Genomic DNA, 23475 nt, shown 5'->3' with positions numbered 1-23475 from the left:
AATTGCTGTACTTAATTCAAATATATAATTATATATACAAATTTTACGCCATTGTATAGGCATAATTTTCATTTATTTCGGCTAATAGCCCATATACATCATCGGCATTGCCAGCGGTAACCAGTTTCATCCGGTATTCCTTAAAATGATCTATGCCTTTAAAGTAGTTGGAATAATGCCTGCGCATTTCAAATACACCTGTTTTAAGGCCTTTCCATTCTATAGATTTTTCCAAATGTGTTCTGCAAGCTTCAACACGCTCGGCGATAGTTGGTTTGGCTAAATGTTCACCGGTAGCAAAATAATGTTTTATCTCGCGGAATATCCAGGGGTAACCAATGGCAGCCCTGCCGATCATCATCCCATCCACACCATATTCCAAACGCCAGTCGGCAGCCTTTTCGGGCGAGTCGATATCACCATTCCCAAAGATCGGGATTTGAATTCGCGGGTTTTTCTTAATATCCCTTATCAATGCCCAATCAGCCACGCCTTTGTACATTTGCGCTCGGGTGCGGCCATGTATGGTTAGCGCTTTTATACCCACATCCTGCAGGCGTTCGGCTACTTCGTAAACGTTTTTTGTATTGTCATCCCAGCCTAAGCGGGTTTTAACGGTTACGGGCAAATGCGTGGCATTAACCACCGCTTTAGTCATGGCAACCATCTTGTCGATATCCTGCAACAAACTGGCACCTGCTCCACGGCATGCAACCTGCTTAACCGGGCAGCCATAGTTGATGTCCATCAAATCAGGCCCAGCTAACGAAGCAATTTCTGTAGCCTCGCGCATATGGTCGATATCGCTTCCAAAGATTTGGATGCCTATCGGGCGTTCGTATTCAAAAATGTCCAGCTTCTGGCGACTTTTGGCTGCATCGCGGATCAAACCCTCGCTGCTGATGAATTCGGTATACATCATATCGGCGCCGTTTTGCTTGCACACATAACGGAACGGCGGATCGCTCACGTCCTCCATCGGCGCTAACAAAAGCGGGAATTCGCCTAAATCAATATTTCCTATTTGTACACTCATACCTTATCTTCGTTGCAAAAATACAAAATTTTATATCGGATGATAAACAAGCGTGAGAAACATGACATTGAGCCGAATGTTAGCATACATCCTTTCTTTCAGTTTGTTATACTTTTTACGCTTTTAGTAGGGCTGGTTATCGTAGGTCTTTTTACTGCCGAGGCTATTATTTCTGCAAAATATGGCAGTCAGGCCATGACTGATGTGATGGCTTACAATATCAACAGTAAAAGTTCGCTTAACGCTTTATGGATATTACAGATCATAAGCACTACCGTTCCACTGTTTATTACACCAATAGCATTTGCCTGGTTGATTGTTCGTGAACCGCATGAATATTTGAGAGATACACCAAAATTCCCATTGGTTTTATTGCTGATAGCATTTGTTATTATGTTTTTTTCGCTGCCCCTGATAGAATTGCTGAGTAACATCAACCAAAAAATGGTGCTGCCTCATTTTTTAAAGGCCGTTGACGACTGGATGCGCGCCAGTGAAGCTACGGCCCAAAAGGCACAGGATGCCATGCTGAAAATGAACACGCTGTATGATCTCTTCTTCGACCTGTTCGTAGTAGCATTTTTAACAGCTATTGCCGAGGAATTTATGTTTAGGGGATGCCTGCAAACCATATTTTTACGCTGGACCAAAAACACGCACGTTGCGGTATGGATCACGGCTATTATATTCAGCGCTTTTCACATGGAGTTTTTTGGGTTTTTACCACGGGTTTTATTAGGAGCGCTGTTCGGGTATTTTGTTGTTTATAGCGGCAGCATCTGGCCTGCAGTGGTTGGGCATTTTGTAAATAACGGTACCGATGTGCTTATCACCTACTTGTCGCAGCACAAGCAGATCAGCATCAACCCTGACGACCAGCACGTATTTAATTACTCGGGATATATTGTAAGCCTTATAATTATATTATTTTTGTTTTATGTATACCGCAACATTGCATTAGGTAAAAAGCCGGTAAGCTTATAAATGGAAAAAAACTGGGTCAAAATTTACAAATCAACCAATTTTTATCAGTCGGAGATTGTGAAGCAAATGCTTTTACAGCACAAGGTAGAAGCTGTTTTGCTCAACAAGCAGGATTCCTCGTACCGCAGCTTTGGCAATGTGGAGGTTTACGTTCACCAGGAGGATTTTGACCACGCCATTGAGCTGCTTATACTCAATCAAATCGAATTATGAAAACACGCGCTATAACGGGTTTCTTTTTTATTATTGTGATGCTGGCATCTGTGCTGTTAGGGCATTGGGTATTCGGAGGCTTTTATTTGTTGCTGAGTTTACTTTGTTTAAACGAGTTTTATTCGCTCATCAAACAAACGGGTATCAGCCCAAACCAGGCAACCGGCATGTTAACCGGATCTGGTATTTACGCCATTTTCGCGGTAATTACTGCTAATAACGATGATACTTTTCGCCAGTGGCCTTTTTTAATCGTATTGCTAATAACCGCGGTATTCGCGCAGGAGCTTTTCAAAAAAACACCCGCACCTTTCACTAACCTGGCTTATACTTTTTTAGGCTTGATTTTAACCATTATCCCGTTCACATTTTTCCACGCTTTAGCTTACTTACAGGGAACTTTTAATTCTCATTTCCCTATGGCTTTCTTACTTATGCTTTGGAGTAACGATACCGGCGCATACCTTACAGGCAGGGCATTTGGAAAACATAAATTGTTCGAGCGTCATTCGCCTAAAAAGACCTGGGAAGGTTTTATAGGCGGTGTGGTTATTGCCGCCGGGGTTGGATTGATCATTAGTCATTTTTATTTAGAGCTGAATTGGAGCGAGTGGGTAATTATGGCTGTGCTGATCGGCACAATTGGCACCATGGGCGATTTAGTTGAATCCATGTTTAAACGCAGCATCAATGTAAAGGATAGTGGCGGCATATTACCTGGACACGGTGGCTTGCTCGACAGGTTCGATGGCTTGTTTTTAGCTGCTCCAATTGTATATAGTTACCTGTACTTCATTTCGAAATAATAATTAGCATAATAATTGCGCTCATATTTTATCTTTACAACAAAAAACTGACCAATGACTTTTCATAAAGAAGGATATACTTCCCTTGCCATCTGCATCCTGTTCATATTTGTATTGAATGCTGTAATTCAATTTTATTACCCTGATGCGCATACTTTAAAATGGATTATCTATATACTATCAGCGCTGCTGTTTATTATTATTGTACAGTTCTTCCGCAGTCCATCAATCAAAATTACGCAGAACGATACAGCGGTACTTTGCCCTGCTGATGGTAAAGTTGTGGTAATTGAGGAAACTACCGAAACTGAATTTTTAAAAGACAAACGGATCCAAATATCGGTATTTATGTCGCCTGTTAATGTGCATATTAACCGTAACCCGATAAGTGGTGTGATAAAATACTTTAAATACCACCCCGGTAAATACCTGGTTGCCTGGCACCCGAAATCATCTACCGAAAACGAGCGTACAACAGTTGTAATTGAGAATAGCGCAGGAACCCAGATATTGTTCCGCCAGATCGCAGGCGCTTTAGCCCGCAGGATAGTATGGTATGTAAAGGAAGGAGATCAAGTACAGCAAGGTGACCAGTTCGGCTTTATTAAGTTTGGCTCGAGAGTTGATATTTATGTACCGCTTGGCACTAACGTTAAAGTTAACATTGGTGATGTTGTAAAAGGCGGCCGAACTGTTTTGGCTGAATTAGCGCAAGTTACGCCTGCGAAAGCTAAAGTTGAAACTGTTAATGTTAACAAACTTTCAATTGCTTCTGCAGATGCACATCCGGAACCAACTTTGGTTGTTGAACATGCGGACGCGCCTGCTAAAAAAGTTATTAAGAAAGATATTTCATAAAGCTTAATGCTATCTGATATTAAATCGCGGTTGAGACATCGAGATTTTTTTTGCGCTATATTTGCGGAAAATTTAAACTATAACCCACAACAAAAAGCCTTTACGGAAGTAACGTAAAGGCTTTTAAATATTTTGTAAGTTCCCTTTAAAAGAGAAGCAGAATTAAACTCTTTTTGATTTAATACGAGCTGCTTTACCGGTAAGGGCACGCAGGTAGTAAAGTTTAGAGCGACGAACCTTACCATGGCTATTAACCTCAACTTTTTCAATGTTAGGAGAGTTTACAGGGAAAATACGCTCAACACCAACACCGTTTGATACTTTACGTACAGTGAAAGTTTCGCTAACACCAACGCTGTTACGTTGAATAACAACGCCTTGGTATAACTGAACACGTTCTTTATTTCCTTCTCTGATTTTATAATGCACACTAACAGTATCACCCGCCTTAAATGAAGGAAATTGCGATTTTACTACTGTTTGCTCTTCTACAAATTTTACTAAATCCATGATTTTAAGCTCTTAAAGCGATTTTTAACCCGTAAAAATCGGATTGCAAGTATAGGAATATTTTTTTAGAATAAAAAACGGATTTTGAAAATTTGTTTATTTAGTCGAATAGTTAAGTGTGTGAGTAGTTTTATTTAAAATATCACTCAAATTTCAAAATTAACCTAATCAACTATTCAACCAGTCAACATAATCAACCAATTACTCCAACAGATCAGGCCTGCGCTGTTTAGTGCGTTCTACAGCCTGCTCAAAGCGCCATTTTTCAATTTCGGGGGTATTGCCGCTTAACAGGATATCGGGCACCTTGTTGCCATTCCAGTCCGCCGGGCGGGTATAAACCGGGGCATCCAGCAAACCATCCTGGAAGGAATCAGACAATGCTGATGTTTCATCTGATAAAACACCCGGGATCAGCCTCACAACCGCGTCAACCACAATCGCCGCAGGAAGCTCACCGCCTGATAACACATAATCGCCCACGGAGATCTCCTTAGTTACAAACAGGTCGCGTATGCGCTGGTCTATGCCTTTATAATGCCCGCAAAGGATAATAATATTTTGTTTGATGGATAGCTGGTTAGCCATGGCCTGGTTAAGCGTTTCACCATCCGGCGACATAAAGATGATCTCATCATATTCCCGCTCTGATTTTAGCTTATTGATGCAGGCCGCAAAGGGCTCGATGGTCATTACCATACCGCTGCCACCACCGTAAGGGTAATCGTCTACGCTTTTTTGCTTGTTGGTGGCGTAATCGCGCAAATTATGTACGTATATTTCAGCAATCCCCTTTTTTTGCGCACGCTGTAAAATTGAATGAGCAAAAGGGCTTTCCAATAAACCGGGCAATACAGTGATGATATCAAAACGCATAAGGCAAAGATAGGTTTTTTGAGAGAGTCGAGATATAAGAGTCAACCGCTATTCTCTAATCCTCGTCACTTAGTATAAATATTTCTTCAACGGGTTTATCAAATACTCTTGCAATTTTTAATGCTAAAACAGTTGATGGTACATAACGATTACTTTCAATAGTATTTATAGTTTGGCGAGACACGCCTATCAGATTTGCAAGATCAGCTTGGGTAATATTCTTGATGGCGCGCTCAATACGAATATTATTTTTCATATCATATCCCCGTCCTTTCTTAATAAACGATTATTCTGGTATATTTTCCAGCGAAACCGAACGATAAAGAATATCAATGATGACCACAAATTGATAAATAAGATATCGCGAAAATGAAAGCTATTCACAAAAAATATACTAAGTATCAAAACTATATAATTGAAATAGACCGCCCATTGCAATGAATCTAATCGCACTTGTAATATTTGTTCATCCTCAACTTTCTCCTTTGCAAAAGCAATAAGTAACAAACCTATGGTAATTAATATCATGGCAATCGCAAATAATACATGCTCGCTATTAAAAACACTTAAAGAATCTGCTAATTTTTTTGCGGGGTTTTGGTTATTATATCCGTTATGCAAAATTTTCTTGAAGACCATAACTGGAATATAACCAATTAGGCAAAAATATCCTGCTATCCGAAATAGGTGAGGAAATAAAAATCGTGTTTTCATATAGTAAAGTTTGATTTACCAAATGTAAAACAAACTTTACAAAAGTCAAGTATATTTGACAAATATATTTTTAATCCAAATAAATATCCAATAATCCATCCGGCAGATCAATAAACACCTCGTTCTTCACCACATCAATTGCTTTGATGATGCTTTCATTAAGTGGGAACAGCACATCACAATCTTTGTAATTTACAGTAGCGATCAATTGCTGCGGAAATTCGTTTATCTCAGTGATCTCTCCTAATTCGCCTTCGTTTTCATCTATCGCTGTAAAACCTAGCAAATCTTTTAACGTAAATTCTGATTTTTTCTTTTTAGGTTTGATTTTGTTGGGCAGGTAAACATCTTTTTTTGCCAGGGGAGTGGCTTTCTCGATGGTATCAATATCCTCTACATAAATATAGGCAACACCCTTTTGCGGATATTTGATCGATTCAACAAAATAAGGCACCAGTTTACCGGCCATATTAATAAAAATGGCCTCAATGTTAATGTCATGCAGATTCTCAAAGTCGACATACAATTGCAGCTCGCCTTTAAGGCCGCGGGTTTTTAAAATGGTGCCTATCCTGAAACAATCTTCGATTTTCATAAAAATGGTTTTAAAAGCAAAAGGCGAAGAACCTTAAACAGATCTTCGCCTTTTGTATAAAAATTAGAAAGAATTACTCAGCGCTTTCTGCTTCTGCTGAAGTTTCGTCAGCTGCTTCTGCTGCCGGAGCTTCTTCTTCAGGAGTTTCTTCAACAGCAGGAGCATTTTTAGCTGCGATAGCTGCTGCTTTTTCTTCTTTCTTAATAGCTTCTGCTGCTAAAGCTGCTTTGCGGGCCTCATCTTTCGCTGAAACTAAACTTGTTTTTTTACCGGTGATCTTACCTTCTTTAGCGTCGGTCCACTCAGCAAATTTGCTTTCAACTTGTTCTTCGGTTAAAGCACCTTTCTTTAAACCACCTTGTAAGTGTTTTTTGTACAATACACCTTTATATGAAAGTATTGCGCGACAAGTGTCAGTTGGTTGTGCGCCATTGTTAACCCAATCAAGCGTTTTGTCGAAATTGATATCGATAGTTGCCGGGTTGGTGTTTGGGTTGTATGAACCTAAACGCTCAATAAAACGCCCGTCTCTTGGAGCGCGTGCATCTGCCACTACGATGTAGTAAAAAGGTTTTCCTTTTTTACCGTGTCTTTGCAATCTGATTTTAGTTGCCATTCTTTAATTTTCTTTATGTGTTCAACATTATCCCCGGAGTTATCTTTCAGCGGGGCTGCAAAGGTATGTAAAATAAACTATACATAAAAGACTTTGTAATAAAACTTTGATAGTCAATTATCCATCCAACAAAAACACAAATAATTCCTTAGGGCCGTGGGCACCTAAAACCAGTGTTTTTTCAATATCAGATGTACGGCTTGGGCCGGTAATGGTAGTTATCATGGATGGTAACTGGTGACCGTATTTAGTTTTGATGAGTTTAAAACCATCTTTCAGATCTGTCATTAATTGTGAAGTGTAGGCCAGCACAATATGCACCGGCGGGTATATACTCAACCTGCGGCCTGCCATATTAGCGTTCGACAGCATAATACTACCATTACGTGCAATTAAGGCTTCGCAAAGGGTAAAACCTACCTGCGCATCTTCAAAATCTTTATCAGTTTCAAAAAAAGGATATTCGTATTTTTTTAAGATCTCCTGTAAAGGCGGTTCCCAGCAATAAATCTTGTGCCATTTGCGCTCTTCGGCAAGGGTAAGCAGGTTTTCTACAAATTGGATCTCATCCTCACAAAAAACAAACTGACCCGCAATATTGGTGAACTGCTCGGCGAAAAGTACTTCTAACAGTTCTTCATTAGGCTCATACATCGGCAGGTCCTCTAAATTAGGATACGGGTTGTCCCGCTTTTCGAGCAAGGCCTTGCGGATCTTTTTTAGTAGTTTTTCCTTTGATGTAGTGATATCCCTCATTTTTGGAATTGAAAGTTAAAAGGTGAAAGTTAAAAGTTTAAAATTAAAGTCCAAAACGTACATGTCTTAAGTACAAACTCTTATAAACGTAAAAAGTTGAAAGCCATCTTAACTTTCAACTTTTTACGTTCAACTTTTAATTAAAAAGCTATTCGTTGCCGGAGCTTGCTTCTTTTTCTTCAGGGTTTCTTTCGAATGTTCCTGAATGATCGCCAACACCCTCGTGTACCAAGCCTTGCGCGGCAGGGTCCTGGTTTGATTCTGCAGGGGGGCCGTTTACAAACTCATCATAAGTAGTACGGTTATCAAACGGACGCTTGCCTAATATTTCCTCCAAATCAGATTGGAACAAAATTTCCTTTTCGATCAGTTTATTGGCCAGTGCTTCTAACCCGTCACGTTTATCAGTTAATAACTGTTTGGTGCGTTGGTAAACAGTATTGATCTGGTTACGAACTTCAGAGTCGATCAGTTCAGATGTTTTTTCTGAGTATGGTTTGTTAAACTGGTATTCACCTTGCTGATCATTAAATGATACGTTACCAACTTTCTCGTTCATACCGTATATAGTAACCATGGCATAAGCTAATTTGGTTATGCGCTCTAAATCGTTTTGGGCACCGGTGGATATTTTACCGAATACCAGGTCTTCAGCAACGCGGCCACCTAAAGTCATGCACATGCCATCTTCTAATTGCTCAATGGTATATAAGAATTGCTCTTTTGGCAGATATTGGGCATACCCTAAAGCTGCAACACCACGCGGGACGATAGATACTTTAACCAAAGGATCGGCATGCTCCAGGAACCAGCCTGCAATAGCGTGGCCTGCTTCGTGGTAGGCCACAATGCGTTTTTCTTCGGGAGAGATTATCTTATTTTTCTTTTCCAAGCCACCGATCACACGATCGATCGCATCCTGAAAATCCTGCATATCAACGGCCTCTTTGTTTTTACGGGCAGCTATCAACGCTGCTTCGTTACAAACGTTTGCAATTTCTGCACCCGCAAAACCCGGTGTTTGTGCTGATAATTTTTTAGCATCAACACCTTCTGCCATTTTAACTGGTTTTAGGTGCACTTTGAAGATCTGTTCGCGGCCGATCAAATCCGGTTTGTCAATAGATACCTGCCTGTCAAAACGTCCCGGGCGCAATAATGCTGAATCCAGTACATCCGGACGGTTAGTTGCTGCAAGGATGATGATACCTGAATCGGTACCAAAACCATCCATCTCCACCAATAACTGGTTCAATGTATTTTCGCGCTCATCATTACCGCCTACGATATTATTTTTACCTCGGGCGCGGCCAATCGCATCGATCTCATCAATAAAGATGATACATGGCGCCTTATCTTTAGCCTGGCGGAAGAGATCACGAACCCGTGACGCACCCACACCTACAAACATCTCCACAAAATCAGAACCGGACAATGAGAAAAAAGGCACTTGCGCTTCGCCTGCAACAGCTTTAGCCAATAGTGTTTTACCTGTACCCGGTGAACCCACCAGCAATGCGCCCTTCGGTATTTTACCACCAAGGTTGGTGTATTTTTTAGGATTTTTAAGGAAATCCACAATTTCCATTACCTCTTGTTTCGCTTCTTCAAGCCCGGCAACATCATTGAATGTTACGGATACCTGCGCTTCTTTATCAAACAGGGTAGCTTTTGATTTACCGATATTGAAAATTTGGCCACCCGGGCCACCGCCTGAACCGCCCGACATGCGGCGCATTACGAACAGCCATAAACCGACAACCAAAATTACCATCAGTACAATTTGTACCAGTGGATTTGAGAAAAGGCTTTCGTTTTGTTTGTATTGAATATCTACCTTTTGCGCGTCAGGCATACCAGCTTCAGCAGCTAATATTGCCTGGTTTAAGCTTTCTAACGTAGGATAAGTAAACTCATATTGCGGACTTGTGCCAGACATACTTAAAGACCCCTGATCTTTAGCAACATCAGCGTACTGCGGCTTTTTTAAAGCGCTTTTCGTAAGATAAACATCCGCAGTAATGTAATCACCTGTTTTTGACGCTACAACCCGCTCTACATCACCACCTTTAAGCATTACGATGAACTGCTGAAAAGGGAGCGGTTTACCCGGTATATCATTCATCATGTAAACAAAAGCAAACATGGCAAATAAAATAATGCCGTATATCCACATAAAGTTAAACTTTGGCGGTTTAACTGATTTCTTATTCGATATTTTCCTTATTGGTTTGGGTTTTTCCAATTTATTATCTTTAGTATCTTTCATTTCTTTACAACAGCAAACTTACTAATTTACATTTTAACATTAAAAGCCGCTAAAAAGCAGCTTTTTTATCAGGCACTTTTATAAAACTTAATTTCTGCATCTCCCCACAAATCCTCTACACCATAAAACTCACGTTTGTCAGTCCTGAAAATGTGTATCACAACATCAATATAATCCAGTAAGATCCATTCGCTATACTCTAAGCCTTCTTTGCGCCAGGGTTCCTGCTGCGTGGCTTTAAAAATTTCTTCTTCAACACTGTTTGCAATTGCGCGTACTTGTGTTGCCGAGTCGGCATGGCATATCACAAAGTAGTCAGATACTGAACTGAAAATATTCCGGAGGTCTAACCTTACAATCTCATTCCCCTTTTTTTCCTGCATGCCATGTATGGCAAGTTCAGAAAGATAGGTGGATTCCTTTAACGTTTTACTTTTTACCATCAAAAAGAGTTAGTTTTGAACGATTTTGATTTACAAATATTATATAAATATACTTTGCAAAATAACATTATTTCAGGATTATTTGTTGGACAAAATTTAATCACGCTTAAAGAAGTTGATTCAACAAATACATTCCTAAAGAATACCCTGTCAAATTCCAAGCCATTGCCGGAGGGAACGGTCATTATGGCAGAGAGCCAGTATGCGGGCCGCGGGCAACAGCAAAACCGCTGGCATAGCGAGGATGGGAAAAATTTAACCTTCAGTTTATTATTAAAACCCTCATTCTTAGCAATATCAAATCAATTTGACCTTACGCGCGTAATTAGTTTAGGTGTTTACGATGCCTTAGAACCTTTGCTTGGCGATGCTTTAAAAATAAAATGGCCAAATGATATTTATTACAATGATATGAAACTTGGCGGCATGCTGATAGAAAATGCCATACAAGGGAACCAGATAAAACACGCCGTAATCGGCATCGGTTTAAATATAAACCAGGCAAGTTTTCCGGAAACTGTACCTAACGCGATCTCGGTAAGACAGATATTACAACAGGATTACGATTTGCGGCTGATATTATCGCACATTTGCAGTCATATCGAGGCGTGGTACCTTAAACTTAAGGCAGGCCAGGTTGAAGTTGTAAGGAAAGAATATTTATCCCGACTATATTGGTTAAAGGAATTTAAGCGTTTTAGGTCTTCTGCGGGAGAATTTGAAGGCAAGATCATCAATGTGCAGGATAATGGGATATTGGTTGTGCAAAACAAATTTGAAACAGAATTATTCTTCAACTTTAAAGAAATTGAATTTTTAAACAAATAAATTAATGAAAAAGTTACTCGTACTTTTAACTGTATTAGGATTGAGTGTAAGCGCTTTCGCGCAAATAGAGGCTCCGGTAAAATGGGCATACGCTGCGAAAAGGATCAGCGGGACAGAAGCCGTTGTATTTTTACGGGCAACTATTGAGCCTGAATGGCACATTTACTCCATCAACCAAAAAGATGGCGGCCCGGTTAAAACATCGTTTACTTTTCCGGCATCAAAAGAATACAGCTTGGAAGGTAAAGCATCGGAGCCGGCTCCTTTAGTTAAGTTTGAAAAAGCCTTTGGTATTGATGTTAGTTATTTTGAAAAAACAGTAACCTTTCAGCAAAAAATAAAACTAAAAACAGCGGGCGCTACTGTTGTTAAAGGCAGTTTAGAGTATATGACCTGTAACGACCGCAAATGCCTTCCACCGGATGATGTTGACTTTAGCATCCCTGTTCCTGCCAAGTAATTATACAGATCTTAACAAATGAAACTTTCAAAATACGGATCTGCAGTTAAGCTTTTACTGGTAACCTGCATTGTTTTTGCTGCTTTATTAAGCATACCCAGGCTTGTTCACGCACAAAAAGCGGACACCACATTATCAAGCGATGTGCAGTTTACAAGTATCCCTACAGCTGCCGATAGCATTGCCATGCGCAAGCAGATGAATGCAACCAAAGCTAAAACCGAACAAGCACTAGCGGAAGCGAAATCGGGTACTCAACACGGCGTAAATGTTAAAATAAAGGTAGAAATACCAAAAACGCTTTGGGACATCTTTCTATTAGGCTTATTAGGCGGCTTTACAGCAGTACTGATGCCATGTATCTACCCGTTATTGCCGTTAACCGTAAGTTTCTTTACTAAAAAAGCTGGATCAAGGCGTAAGGGAATTTTTCAATCACTAATATACGGCTTATCCATTATCATTATTTATGTGGCGCTGGGAATGGCCATTTCCGTCATATTTGGTTCAGATGCGTTAAACGCGCTGGCTACTAATGGCATATTTAACGTTTTCTTCTTTTTATTACTGATCACGTTCGGAGCCTCGTTTTTGGGTGCATTTGAGATCACCCTGCCAAGCTCATTAGGCAATAAACTGGATGCCAATGCCGACAAAGGCGGCTCGGCAGGTATATTTTTTATGGCCGCAACGCTGGTTGTGGTATCATTCTCCTGTACAGGGCCGGTTATCGGAACTTTATTGGTTGATGCCGCTTCTAAAGGCGACCGCCTTGGCCCGGCAGTAGGGATGCTTGGATTTTCGGTTGCATTAGCATTGCCATTTACTTTGTTTGCCTTATTCCCGTCAGCTTTAAAGAGCCTGCCAAAGTCTGGCGGGTGGTTAAATAATATTAAGGTTGTTTTGGGGTTTTTAGAACTGGCCTTCGCACTTAAGTTTTTATCGAATGTCGATCTGGCCTATCACTGGAACTGGTTTGACCGGGAGATCTTTCTTTCCTTATGGATCGCGATTGGCTTGATGATGGGTTTATATTTGATTGGCAAGATAAAATTTTCGCATGATAGCGATACATCATACCTATCAGTACCGCGCACATTTTTCGCCATCATCGTATTTGCTTTTGTGATTTATATGATACCGGGCTTATGGGGTGCACCTTTAAAATCTATCAGCGCGTTTTTACCGCCTATAGCAACTCAGGATTTTGATCTCTCGCAATCGCCGGGCGGAAATAGCTCCGGCGGTGCAGTAGATACAGCATCCATAAAAAACAGAAAATACGCTGCCGATGGTGGTTATGAGCGCATAAGAACAAAAGGGTTAGACCCATGGTATGACTATGAACAAGCCCTGCAGGAATCAAAAAAAATACATAAACCCATATTGATCGACTTTACGGGGTTCAATTGCGTTAACTGTCGTAAAATGGAGGCTAATGTTTGGAGCAACCCACAAGTATACAATCACCTTAAAAATGATTTTGTACTACTGCAATTAGTGGTTGATGATAAGAAAGCACTGTCTGCCGGTGATCGATTCGTATCTACCTACAGTGGTAAAACCATCACCAATTTAGGCGGTAAATGGAGCGATCTGGAAGCAAGCCGTTTCAACTCCAACTCGCAGCCTTTTTATGTAATGCTGGATAGCGATGGCAATTTGCTTACCGACAAAACCGGCGCTGTAATCAATCCATCTCCTGCGGATTATGAGATAGCTGATTATAATAAGTTTTTAGAATCAGGTATCGCCGCTTACAAAAAATAATGTCGTTGCAGGCAGCGTTAAGTTTTTAAAAAACAAATAGCGCTCACAAAAAATTAATGTAAATTCGCCCGTCTTTATAGATAATGGTTTCAACTATTATTTGTAAAGCGGCATTTACTTACAACGCTTTTAGCGCCCTTTTATAATGACGCAGATTAAAAATATTGGATTATACACATCAGGCGGCGATGCGCCGGGCATGAATGCTGCCATTAGGGCAGTTGTACGTTCAGCTATGTACTATGATATCGAAGTTACCGGCATTTTACGCGGTTACGAAGGCATGGTAAGGAACGATATGTTTAAGATGACCCGTAAATCTGTATCAAATATCGTTCAGCGTGGTGGTACTATTTTAAAAACTGCGCGTTGCGACCAGTTCCGTACTCCCGAAGGGCGTAAAATAGCTTATGATAATTTAAAAACGAACGGTATTGATGCCCTTGTTGCTATCGGCGGCGATGGTACATTCACAGGTGCCAAGATCTTTGGGCACGAATATGATATTCCAATTGTTGGTCTGCCGGGAACGATTGACAATGACCTAATGGGCACCGATTTTACTATTGGTTATGATACTGCTATTAATACCGTAGTAAACGCGGTGGATAAGATAAGGGATACTGCAGAATCGCACGACAGGTTATTCATTGTGGAGGTAATGGGCCGCGACTCAGGCTTAATTGCCTTGCGTACCGGCATTGCAGCGGGCGCCGAGGCCATCCTGATCCCTGAGAACAAAAACGGCATGGCAGGCTTGCTTGACCGTTTGGAGAATGGCCGAAAAGACAAAACATCAAGGATTGTAATTGCTGCAGAAGGTGATGATGCGGGTGGCGCTTTTGAAATTGGCAGGATAGTAACAGAGAAGTTTCCTCACTACGATACCCGTGTTTCTATACTCGGCCACATCCAGCGGGGAGGCAAACCAACTTGTATGGACCGCGTGTTGGCAAGCCGTGTTGGTGTGGCAGCTGTTGAAGCGCTACGCGATGGGCACCGCAATGAAATGATCGGTGTTATTCATAACGAAATTTCCTACACCCCGTTTGAGCATGCCATTAAACATGATCACGACATCAATAATAATTTTCTTAAAATAGTTGAGATATTATCGCTTTAGGCAGGGCGTTTTTGGCTAGATAAAAGTTTTATTAACGATTAACCTAATCACATCGTCGATCTCATTACCTGTAACCAACAGGTGATCAATTATTTCCTTGTTATCAGGATTGCTGAAATTTTCTTTATCAATAATATTGATCAAGCCCAGCATGGTTGCCACCGGCCGGCGTAGTTCATGCGAACTAAGCGAAGCTATATTTTGCAATCTTTCGTTTTGATCAATGATAGATTTCCGCGCTTTTATTCGCTCTGAAATGTTTCGCGAAAAACAACCAATGCCGGTAATAACATTATCGGAATTATGGATCGGATTAAAACTGGTTTCGTAATAATAAAGTTCGCCGGATTCCGGATCGGTTAATTCGTTTTCAACCACATAAGATTCACCTGAAAAGGCACGGGTATAATAATTCCGCCACTTGGTTAGCATTTCCGCACCAAACTTTTCCTGCAAGGAATTATCCCCGGCTTGCGGTATAGTACCGGTTGATTTAGCAATATTGTTTTTAAAAGCGTGGTTCATGTATAAGTAACGAAAATTCCGGTCTACAGACCATATCAGGTCCTCTGTATTATTTATAATGGCTTCAAGGCTGCTTTTTGTCCAGGCAATTTCTTTTTGTGAGTTTATTCTATCGGTAACATCCTGTCCAATGCCTTGTATCCCGGTAACGTCTTTGCTTTCGTTAGTAATGGCTATAAATTCCCATTCGGTATCATGCAAGTTTCCGCGCGAGTCACGCTTTTTGTGCGCCAGATGAACAATTTTACCCGGGTTATTGATGCAGTTGTAAAAAGTATCTTCGCATAACTGATAATCCTGAGGTATGGATGTGACGGTGAAATGCTTACCTACAATATCGGCTCTGTTATAACCTAGTATTTTTAAAAAACGTTTGTTAACGAAGGTGAAATTTCCGTTCATATCAATCCGCACCAAAAAATTGGTTTGTGAGTCGATAAGCGAATTTAAAAACTGCTCCCTTATTTTTGCTTCTTCCTGGTAATATAAACGCTCAGTAACATTGGTGGCTACAGTTAGTCGGCAATCGTAATGTTTATATTGTATAGTATCACCATACATTTCAGCATGTATCAGCTCGCCGCTTTTTGTTATGTGGCGCCATATTCCTGAATTGCTGTATCCTTTAAAATTCGCTTCGCTGATACCCCGGTCCTTTAAAAAATTGTTCAAATTATCCTGATCTGCTTGAGGGCGAATATCTTGTATGGTCATGGTTAAAAACTCAGCCTCACTGTAGCCATAGGTTTTTATAGCCATTGCGTTCACCTTTAAAAAACGAAGTGAAGAAACTTCGTATATCCACATCGGGTTAGGGTTATTATCAAATAATATCCCATAACCGGCTACTGCTTCTTCTCTGTTATAGCCTTCTTCATCTTCCCGTTGCAGATCTTTAACAATGCTTAATAGAATATTCTGGCCACTATCTTCGGTATATAAGCATCTTTTTTCATTAACCCACTTTAACTGGTTGGATGTAGTCCTGATCCTGTAAGTTACACTTACAGAATTATCATCATAGAGGGGTTTATCATATTGTTCTTCAACTTTTTTAATATCCCGGCCATCAATAATGCTAAACCATAAATTAGTGTCATTTTCGAAATCGAAATTGCTATATCCTGCAAGTTCTGCAATATTATCGCTTATGTAAGAATAATAGCCTTCATCCTGGTTAAAAGCAAAGGTATAATCATTTAAAGCTGCTAATATGTGGTTGAGCATAGGATTTTGCCGGCGTATTTATAAAGTTAATAAATTTACAAATAATACGTTGATAATAAGTTACGTAATTTTAAGGTCGCTAAGTTTGCTTTCTTCCAAAATAATCCTTTCACTTTCTTTATCAGTCTTGTAACGCCATTTAATCAGCCTGATAAAGCCGTTAGCTATTTCAATCCCGGTAATGTCACCATCATCAAAACAACAGCAGCCACTGTTAAAATAGGTATCTAAATAGCCTGTAAAATTCGGCATTTTATCGCCCTTTTTTTCTCGACGGCCAATTTGCTTTTCAATTTCAGCCTTTGCGTTTTTATCACCTGCCGATGTCGCTTTTTCAAGCTGATCATATAAAAGTTCAATATGTGTGAGCGATTTAAATACGGGCTGATGGGTATGACCTGTTATCAGCAAGGTATTTTTACGCTTCGAGCTCCACTCATACATCATTTTGTTATGAGCCGTTTTAAGGTCATCATTGGTTGAAGGCGTATTTGGGTTGATGCGCAGGTATGACTGGAATGGCCCCCAAACATCCGATACAAACCATTTGCTGAACCAATTGCCATCGCTTTGCAAATCACCCTGGTGCCCGTGGGTCATATAAATATTCAGTATTTTATCGTTTATTTCAGCTTGAAGGACTACGCCCTCATAAATTTTTATGCGTTCGCCATATATCTGCATCAGGCTAACCGGTGCGAGCGGATCATTGGCCCAGTAGAGGTCGTGATTACCGAATATTTTAATAAATGCCTTGCGGTGCAGGAAAAGTTTTTCCTTTTCAAACGTAGGTTTGTTATGTCGCTTCACGGTAACTAACAAGTTTTCCCAAAGCTCTTCGCTATCACCGAGATTAATGTAGAAAAATTCATTTTTGTGGTAATGATCTAAAGCCGCTAAATAGTTTTTATTTGCTTTTGCGAAAATATCCATCCCATCACGTGCGCCTTTATGCTGGTCGGACAGAATGATGAATTTATCCTTTTCAGGATCAAAAGGAATAATTTCGCCTTTATTCCCCGGATGATCAATAATATTTTGATTGAGCTCACTTAAGGCAGCATTCACACGTTTCTTATCTGGCCGTGAAGACATGGAATTTGCCAGGTTAATTATGGGTTTTGTTAAAAGGCGTTGAAGGAATTTGCGCATATTTTGATAACCAACAATAATACAGTTTGTGTTTGATTTTCATTCAGCAAAAAAATCTTGAGAAATATTCTATTTTTATCATTGTTTTTTGCTAAATATATTAGCAAATTTGTCGCATGTCGCATGAGGATAATGAGGAGTTTTTTAAGGGCCGTGGAGCCCAGGTAAACACGCACAATAAATTTATAAAGAATAAATATGTATGCGAGCATATTGAAGGATTAGACGAGCCGCTGCTGGAAAACAGTGCCACGCAACTTTTTGAAGATAACCCTAAAAAGATTGTAAGCGAATCCAGCAGCCCTGATCTGAGTCATATGTTTTCTATCAATCCTTACCAGGGCTGCGAACATGGCTGCATTTATTGCTATGCACGTAACACCCACGAATATTATGGCTTTAGCGCGGGATTAGACTTTGAGCGCAAGATTATCGTAAAACGCAACGCGGCTGAATTGCTGGAACAATATTTCAACAAAAAGAATTATAAACCGGTGGGCATATTACTTTCCGGAAACACCGACTGTTATCAACCCATAGAGCGGAAGCTAAAAATTACCCGCTCGCTATTGAAGGTTTTCTTGAGGTACAAAAATCCCGTTAGCATCATTACCAAAAATAATGTCATACTCCGCGATCTGGATATCCTGGCTGAATTAGCAACTATGAATTTAGTGCATGTGAACGTATCCATTACCTCGCTTAATGAACAGCTCCGCCAAAAACTGGAGCCCCGCACCGTAACCGCAACAGGCCGTTTAGCCGTCATCCAAAAACTGTCGGAAATTGGCGTTCCGGTGCGGGTAATGGCGGCACCGATCATCCCGGGATTAAATAGCGAGGAAGTCCCCAACATCATCAAATCTGCCGCCGACCAGGGCGCTTTAGCCGCAGGCTTCACCATTGTGAGATTGAATGGTAGCATTGCCGAAATATTCAGCGATTGGATCTATAAGGCTTTTCCCGATCGCGCGGAGAAAGTACTCAACATGATCAAATCCTGCCACGAGGGCAAACTAAATGATAGCGAATTTGGACGGCGCATGAGCGGCGAGGGGCCAATTGCAGAATCGATCCATCAAATGTACCGTATGGCCTGTAACCGCTTTTTAGCAGGGCGTGAAATGCCACCCTTTGATTATACTTTGTTTATTCCCAAAAATGGGAAACAGATGGATCTGTTTTAACCCTCCGTGTCATTTCTCCCGCCGGTCGAAATGACACATGTAAAATTTAATACCTTTGCAAAATGAATTCATCCGTGCTTTGGCCAATAATAAATGGTATAGTTGCAATAACAGGCCTTGTTTTGATCTATTTCTTTTTAATAAAACCTTCGATCAGGAAGTGATAGGCTATTTAGCTTTATAGATCATAACTACTGAATCTGGAACCGCTTTCACACTATCGCTTCTAAAGAGGATGCACAAATCTAATTCATCACCTGTTAATTTGATGATCTTGTATGCGGCTTTTTTATTAACAAAAATTGTATCGTGTAAAATACTGTATGAATAAGCGGTTGAATTATTTTTGACAGATTGATAGCTAAAGTGCAGGGTATCTTTATTAGTTAGGTCGAGGATGTGTTTGCCAATTAATCCAGGATTATTTGATGCTGATCTTACGGTATTGTATTTCCATTGTTTGTGAATAGAAATATCTGTTTGCCCGCTTACCGGCTTTTTATTATTGGAACAAGCGGCGAGTGTTATGAGCATCAGAAATAAACCTAATCTGTAATTCATTGCTACAAGTTAAAGAATTAATTCTTAAATAGGCTTATGAAGTTGTTAAGATTTTGAAAATCCTTTCTGCCAGTCTCATTTCGACTGGAGAGAGAAATCTTCTTCAACAAGCAATTTGGAGTTGCAAAGCCATTGTTCTTATCGAAGAGTATTTCTCCAAATGGTTGAAATGACAAAAAAGAAAAATTCATTTAAGCAAAAAAGGCGCCCAAACGAGCGCCGAATTTAAATTTATAATGATTGGTTATTGTAGGTCGACGCTAATGCTATCGAACAAATTTTTAGTGCCTGTTGAATCAACTGTGGTAATATCAATAATTAATTTATTGGGGGTAACGGTGATGGTGCCGTAACCATAAGTGGACAGTGATTTATCGAATGTATGCGATGAGGGTATTTTCGTCGCATCAGTAATTTTTGCACCTGTTGCGGACGGCACGTGTGTAACAGGGCGACCCCCACAGCCTAAGATAACATAAGGTACCTGCAAATCCTTCTTATTAATTGTTATGTAGCGGGTATAGCATTGAATATTATGCGAATGCCCTGAAAGAAAAGCATCCGGGAAAATTTCGGCTTGTGTGCAACTATCATCAATATCAATCAGCATGTCTGTACTTGAGGAGTGGCTTCCCGAGCTAAATGGCGGATGATGCGTTGCGATAATTAAAGCCTTGCGTGGTCCGGATTTTCGCGCAGTGGCAATGGCTTGTAAAGTTTGTGTCAACCAATCTTTTTGCGCTGTGCCGATGGTTGGTCCGGATATATAACCGGGGTTTTCGGCAACGTTTGAATATAGTCCAATAATATCTGCAAACGGTGTATTTAAACACCAGTAAACAGCAGGCTGGCTTATCATTTCCCGATAAATAGTACCTGCAGCAGGTGGTACACCGGTTACGGCCTGGCAAAAATTAGCCTGGAATTCGCCAAGGGTTACTTTTTGCCCGGTGCTGGTACCATCATACTTAAATAGTTCGCCATCGTGATTTCCTGGGATCGCTATTATTTTGCCGGGATAGGTTTTGTATGGTTCGTAAAACTGGGCGTGATAGCCTTTATCGGTATTGTCATAATAATCCACATCGCCCAAATGGAAAAAAAATGCCGGTGACGAAGCCGGTTCAGCCGTATTATAATCTGACGACATGGCATCTGCAACTAATTGTTGGGTAGTGCCAGTTTCTATACCCGTATCGCCAACAGTATGAAATATCAATGTGCCGGTTTGTTCAATTTCGTTAACACCCGCATCGCCAATAATTTCTGAAAGCATCATGGTTGGGTTGCGTAGTGGCGCAGGAATGGGTAAAAGCTGCGTTTGAATGTAATCCGTCATCCTGGTGCCTATGCCTTCAACCACATCTCGTTGTTCTATAGGTGTGGGCGTAAAAAACGGGTGGGCAAAGCGCAAAACTTCGCCGGTAGAATGTTTTTGGGTAGGGTTTTCTTTTGTTTTCATACGTATTGGCTCAGGATAAATGCAATTAAAGTTAAACCGTTTAATGTTAAGCCATCAACAGTTAATAATTAAATTATATGCATAAGCCGGCAATTGCGAGCAAATACCATGCAAACAAAAAAGGCGCTCATTTGAGCGCCTTATAATTTCATATAGCTTTCTTAGCGAAAAGGGCTTAAACTGTTTCGGCTTCTAAAGCCATTTGCTCATCAACCAAAATACGGCCGCAATGCTCGCAAACAATAATTTTTTTACGCTGACGGATATCCGACTGGCGCTGAGGCGGGATCTGGTTAAAGCAACCAGAGCATGAATCACGCTGGATAGTAACCACTGCCAGGCCGTTTTTAGCGTTTCCGCGTAAACGGGTATAAGCAATTAACAAACGCTCATCAATACCTGCTTTTGCTTTTTCAACCAGGCCTGTAAGTTCGTTTTCTTCTTTTTCAGTTTCAGCGGTAATAGTACCTAACTCGGCTTTTTTAGCATCAAGGTCGCTTTTACGTGCATCAAGGTCAGCTTGCGCTTTTTCGTAAACCTGTGTTTTGGTTACGATCTCGAAACCAAACTCACGGATCTTTTTCTCACTTACCTGTATGTCTAAACCTTGGATTTCAATTTCTTTTGAAATTGCATCATACTCACGGTTATTTTTAACCTCATTTAGTTGCGTTTCGTACTTTTTAATGTTCGATTGCGCTTCTTTGATCAGGTTTTTACGGGTAACTATATCATCTTCCAAATCATCCAGTTCAGATTTGATCTTCTGAATGCGGGTTTCTAATCCTGCAACATCATCTTCAAGATCTGACACTTCCATAGGTAATTCACCGCGTACCTGGCGAATTTTATCAATCTTGGTGTGGATGGTTTGTAGTTCGTATAAAGCCTTTAGCTTTTGTTCTACGGTTTGTTCCATTAAATAAAATATTTGACGGGGTTTGTATTAATCTCTGTTAAACGGACGGCAAAGGTAGTAAATTTTTTTCTAATTATTTCATACAATAATTGTTGCGTAAATTGCTCACTCTCAAAGTGCCCGATATCTGCAATAACTATCTTTCCTTCGGCATCAAAAAACTCGTGGTATTTGTAATCGGCGGTAATAAAAATATCGGCGCCTGCAGCTATGGCATTCTTTAATAAAAAACCGCCGGCACCACCGCATACAGCCACTTTTTTAATGTTCTTACCTGTAAAAGCCGTATGCCTGATGACATGCGCTTTCATTTTTTCCTTAACATCAAACAAAAAAGCTTCCTCGGTAGTGGGATATTCCAATTCACCAATCATGCCCGAACCAACTTGCTGGTTTGGATTAGTGATATTGTACAAATCGTAAGCTACTTCCTCATACGGGTGCGCCAATACCAGCGCCATTAAAATTTTACTTTCCAGGTTAGCCGGATAGATCACCTCAACCCTGATCTCAGGTTCGGAATGTCTTACGCCAATCTCTCCAACATATGGGTCGGCGTGTTCATTCGCTTTAAAAGTCCCGGTTCCTTCGGCATTAAAACTGGCTTCGCTGTAATTGCCGATATTTCCCGCCCCTGCATGGAACATCGCATTGCGCACCTGTTCTGCCTGGGCAACCGGCACGTATGTAGCCAGTTTTTTAAGGGTATTTTGTTTGGGCGATAATATTCGGGTGTTTACCAAGCCTAATGTTTCGCAAATTTTGGCGTTAACACCGGTCTGCATACTATCAAGATTGGTATGAATAGCGTACAGCGCGATATTATTGCGGATCGCCTTTTCGACCACGCGCTCCACATAAGTTTTGCTATTAAACTTTTTAAGCCCTTTAAAAACGATGGGGTGATGCGAAATGATAACCTGGCAGTTGTTGGCAATTGCTTCATCAACCACAGCCTCGGTGCAATCCAATGATACCAATGCCTGTAAGATTTCCTGATCCGGCCTGCCGACTATCAGTCCGCAATTATCATAATCTTCCTGATAGGTCAGTGGTGCTAAACTCTCGAGGTAATCGGTAAGCTGTGACAGTTTCATAAACCGAAGTTACACGATTTTAGTATTTTTCAAACCGGCAATCAATTTATTGAATCGGCGATTGTCCGCCCATCTGTGCTATATGATAACTTTCATAAGCCATCTTTTTATTGTATTCTAAAGCAAGCGATTGATTATTTACTAAATCAACAATTGTTCCTATTAAGCAAAAGCCTCCTGTGAATAAAAAAACCAGCCCCATAAAAATTTGCCCTGTTGCAAACCTTTGAATACCAGCAATACCAAAAAAGCCAATAATCGTAAGTATTATTAAATCTTGTGGGTTTTTTCTTTTGTTTGTATATACCATAAAGAAATATTTCTGCTGACCTTCATTTAATGAAGAAGTTGCTTGTTGTAAAAAGCCCATTTCTTCAGGAGTTATACCCGGAAGGCTCATGTAGGGATTTTGAAAAGGATCCATCTTGTTTAGTTTTTGTTGTTTTGATTGTGATGTAAAACTAAGATAGAATATAAAACTCACCTAT

At 40.4% G+C, this 23475-nt stretch carries 25 protein-coding genes and 1 pseudogene; 9 read left to right on the top strand and 17 right to left on the bottom strand.

Annotation, left to right across the window (positions count from 1 at the left end):
- Window positions 1-43 precede the first annotated feature (43 nt).
- Complete coding sequence (dusB, locus tag ACYZ0U_RS01150; protein ID WP_461448945.1) at window positions 44-1036, bottom strand: tRNA dihydrouridine synthase DusB; 993 nt, start codon at window positions 1034-1036, stop codon at window positions 44-46.
- A gap of 39 nt (window positions 1037-1075) precedes the next feature.
- On the opposite strand from dusB, the gene ACYZ0U_RS01145 reads away from it, so the two are divergent.
- The 4 genes and pseudogenes from ACYZ0U_RS01145 to ACYZ0U_RS01130 form a co-directional block, all read left to right on the top strand.
- Entirely contained in the window at window positions 1076-2020 is a 945-nt protein-coding gene (locus ACYZ0U_RS01145; protein ID WP_461448943.1) for a lysostaphin resistance A-like protein, read from the top strand.
- Window positions 2021-2233 carry a putative signal transducing protein gene (locus tag ACYZ0U_RS01140; protein ID WP_461448941.1) on the top strand — a complete coding sequence of 71 codons (213 nt, stop codon included), beginning with the start codon at window positions 2021-2023 and terminating at the stop codon, window positions 2231-2233. It abuts the gene before it with no gap.
- On the top strand, window positions 2230-3039 hold the full coding sequence (locus ACYZ0U_RS01135) for a phosphatidate cytidylyltransferase (protein WP_461448939.1): 810 nt from the start codon (window positions 2230-2232) through the stop codon (window positions 3037-3039). Before ACYZ0U_RS01140 ends, ACYZ0U_RS01135 begins: the two co-directional genes overlap by 4 nt.
- A gap of 54 nt (window positions 3040-3093) precedes the next feature.
- A pseudogene (locus tag ACYZ0U_RS01130) lies at window positions 3094-3747 on the top strand (phosphatidylserine decarboxylase family protein); the annotation flags it as partial.
- A gap of 312 nt (window positions 3748-4059) precedes the next feature.
- Here the strand turns inward: ACYZ0U_RS01130 and rplS are convergent.
- The 9 genes from rplS to rsfS all read right to left on the bottom strand — a co-directional run bounded on the left by rplS (window position 4060) and on the right by rsfS (window position 10676).
- Window positions 4060-4407, bottom strand: coding sequence for a 50S ribosomal protein L19 (gene rplS, locus ACYZ0U_RS01125; protein ID WP_461448937.1), 348 nt, complete (start codon window positions 4405-4407; stop codon window positions 4060-4062).
- Between the two features lie 201 nt (window positions 4408-4608).
- A complete protein-coding gene (gene trmD, locus ACYZ0U_RS01120; protein WP_461448935.1) occupies window positions 4609-5283 on the bottom strand; it encodes a tRNA (guanosine(37)-N1)-methyltransferase TrmD in 675 nt (224 codons plus the stop codon).
- Window positions 5284-5338: 55 nt separating this feature from the next.
- Window positions 5339-5539 carry a helix-turn-helix transcriptional regulator gene (locus ACYZ0U_RS01115; RefSeq protein ID WP_461448933.1) on the bottom strand — a complete coding sequence of 67 codons (201 nt, stop codon included), beginning with the start codon at window positions 5537-5539 and terminating at the stop codon, window positions 5339-5341.
- A complete protein-coding gene (locus tag ACYZ0U_RS01110; protein ID WP_461448931.1) occupies window positions 5536-5997 on the bottom strand; it encodes a hypothetical protein in 462 nt (153 codons plus the stop codon). Before ACYZ0U_RS01110 ends, ACYZ0U_RS01115 begins: the two co-directional genes overlap by 4 nt.
- A gap of 70 nt (window positions 5998-6067) precedes the next feature.
- Window positions 6068-6592: a ribosome maturation factor RimM gene (gene rimM / locus ACYZ0U_RS01105; protein ID WP_461448929.1), complete on the bottom strand. Its 525-nt coding sequence runs from the start codon at window positions 6590-6592 to the stop codon at window positions 6068-6070.
- Window positions 6593-6665: 73 nt separating this feature from the next.
- Complete coding sequence (locus ACYZ0U_RS01100) at window positions 6666-7208, bottom strand: 30S ribosomal protein S16 (RefSeq protein ID WP_461448927.1); 543 nt, start codon at window positions 7206-7208, stop codon at window positions 6666-6668.
- Between the two features lie 117 nt (window positions 7209-7325).
- Window positions 7326-7964 (bottom strand): LutC/YkgG family protein, encoded by a 639-nt coding sequence (locus ACYZ0U_RS01095; protein WP_461448925.1) that lies wholly within the window; start codon window positions 7962-7964, stop codon window positions 7326-7328.
- A 148-nt stretch (window positions 7965-8112) separates the two neighbouring features.
- Complete coding sequence (gene ftsH / locus ACYZ0U_RS01090; RefSeq protein ID WP_461448923.1) at window positions 8113-10233, bottom strand: ATP-dependent zinc metalloprotease FtsH; 2121 nt, start codon at window positions 10231-10233, stop codon at window positions 8113-8115.
- Between the two features lie 68 nt (window positions 10234-10301).
- On the bottom strand, window positions 10302-10676 hold the full coding sequence (gene rsfS, locus ACYZ0U_RS01085; RefSeq protein WP_461448921.1) for a ribosome silencing factor: 375 nt from the start codon (window positions 10674-10676) through the stop codon (window positions 10302-10304).
- A gap of 15 nt (window positions 10677-10691) precedes the next feature.
- Here rsfS and ACYZ0U_RS01080 point away from each other — a divergent pair, with 15 nt between their 5' ends.
- From ACYZ0U_RS01080 to pfkA, 4 genes are all read left to right on the top strand, one after another.
- Window positions 10692-11504 carry a biotin--[acetyl-CoA-carboxylase] ligase gene (locus tag ACYZ0U_RS01080; RefSeq protein WP_461448919.1) on the top strand — a complete coding sequence of 271 codons (813 nt, stop codon included), beginning with the start codon at window positions 10692-10694 and terminating at the stop codon, window positions 11502-11504.
- 4 nt (window positions 11505-11508) lie between these two features.
- A complete protein-coding gene (locus ACYZ0U_RS01075; protein WP_461448916.1) occupies window positions 11509-11964 on the top strand; it encodes a protein-disulfide reductase DsbD domain-containing protein in 456 nt (151 codons plus the stop codon).
- 18 nt (window positions 11965-11982) lie between these two features.
- The gene (locus tag ACYZ0U_RS01070; RefSeq protein ID WP_461448914.1) at window positions 11983-13734 is read left to right on the top strand and encodes a protein-disulfide reductase DsbD family protein; all 1752 of its coding nucleotides are present in this window, start codon (window positions 11983-11985) and stop codon (window positions 13732-13734) included.
- Between the two features lie 145 nt (window positions 13735-13879).
- A complete protein-coding gene (gene pfkA / locus ACYZ0U_RS01065) occupies window positions 13880-14857 on the top strand; it encodes a 6-phosphofructokinase (RefSeq protein ID WP_461448912.1) in 978 nt (325 codons plus the stop codon).
- Between the two features lie 15 nt (window positions 14858-14872).
- On the opposite strand, the gene ACYZ0U_RS01060 is transcribed toward pfkA, so the two are convergent.
- Window positions 14873-16609: a PAS domain S-box protein gene (locus ACYZ0U_RS01060; protein WP_461448910.1), complete on the bottom strand. Its 1737-nt coding sequence runs from the start codon at window positions 16607-16609 to the stop codon at window positions 14873-14875.
- A gap of 60 nt (window positions 16610-16669) precedes the next feature.
- Window positions 16670-17761: a metallophosphoesterase gene (locus tag ACYZ0U_RS01055; protein ID WP_461448908.1), complete on the bottom strand. Its 1092-nt coding sequence runs from the start codon at window positions 17759-17761 to the stop codon at window positions 16670-16672.
- A 116-nt stretch (window positions 17762-17877) separates the two neighbouring features.
- Between ACYZ0U_RS01055 and ACYZ0U_RS01050 the strand changes: the two genes are divergently transcribed.
- The gene (locus ACYZ0U_RS01050; protein ID WP_461448906.1) at window positions 17878-18948 is read left to right on the top strand and encodes a PA0069 family radical SAM protein; all 1071 of its coding nucleotides are present in this window, start codon (window positions 17878-17880) and stop codon (window positions 18946-18948) included.
- A 168-nt stretch (window positions 18949-19116) separates the two neighbouring features.
- Here the strand turns inward: ACYZ0U_RS01050 and ACYZ0U_RS01045 are convergent, their stop codons facing one another.
- The 5 genes from ACYZ0U_RS01045 to ACYZ0U_RS01025 all read right to left on the bottom strand — a co-directional run bounded on the left by ACYZ0U_RS01045 (window position 19117) and on the right by ACYZ0U_RS01025 (window position 23411).
- The gene (locus tag ACYZ0U_RS01045; RefSeq protein ID WP_461448904.1) at window positions 19117-19509 is read right to left on the bottom strand and encodes a hypothetical protein; all 393 of its coding nucleotides are present in this window, start codon (window positions 19507-19509) and stop codon (window positions 19117-19119) included.
- A gap of 244 nt (window positions 19510-19753) precedes the next feature.
- The gene (locus tag ACYZ0U_RS01040) at window positions 19754-20971 is read right to left on the bottom strand and encodes a metallophosphoesterase family protein (RefSeq protein WP_461448902.1); all 1218 of its coding nucleotides are present in this window, start codon (window positions 20969-20971) and stop codon (window positions 19754-19756) included.
- A gap of 175 nt (window positions 20972-21146) precedes the next feature.
- On the bottom strand, window positions 21147-21890 hold the full coding sequence (locus ACYZ0U_RS01035; protein WP_461448900.1) for a zinc ribbon domain-containing protein: 744 nt from the start codon (window positions 21888-21890) through the stop codon (window positions 21147-21149).
- Complete coding sequence (locus ACYZ0U_RS01030; protein WP_461448898.1) at window positions 21890-22987, bottom strand: Nif3-like dinuclear metal center hexameric protein; 1098 nt, start codon at window positions 22985-22987, stop codon at window positions 21890-21892. The genes ACYZ0U_RS01035 and ACYZ0U_RS01030 overlap by 1 nt, the downstream gene beginning before the upstream one ends.
- 46 nt (window positions 22988-23033) lie before the next feature.
- Window positions 23034-23411 (bottom strand): TM2 domain-containing protein, encoded by a 378-nt coding sequence (locus tag ACYZ0U_RS01025; RefSeq protein ID WP_461448896.1) that lies wholly within the window; start codon window positions 23409-23411, stop codon window positions 23034-23036.
- Between the last annotated feature and the right edge of the window lie 64 nt (window positions 23412-23475).

The sequence above is a fragment of the Mucilaginibacter sp. genome (assembly GCF_965225845.1).
Taxonomy (GTDB): domain Bacteria; phylum Bacteroidota; class Bacteroidia; order Sphingobacteriales; family Sphingobacteriaceae; genus Mucilaginibacter.
This window is presented reverse-complemented; position numbering and strand designations above follow the sequence as displayed.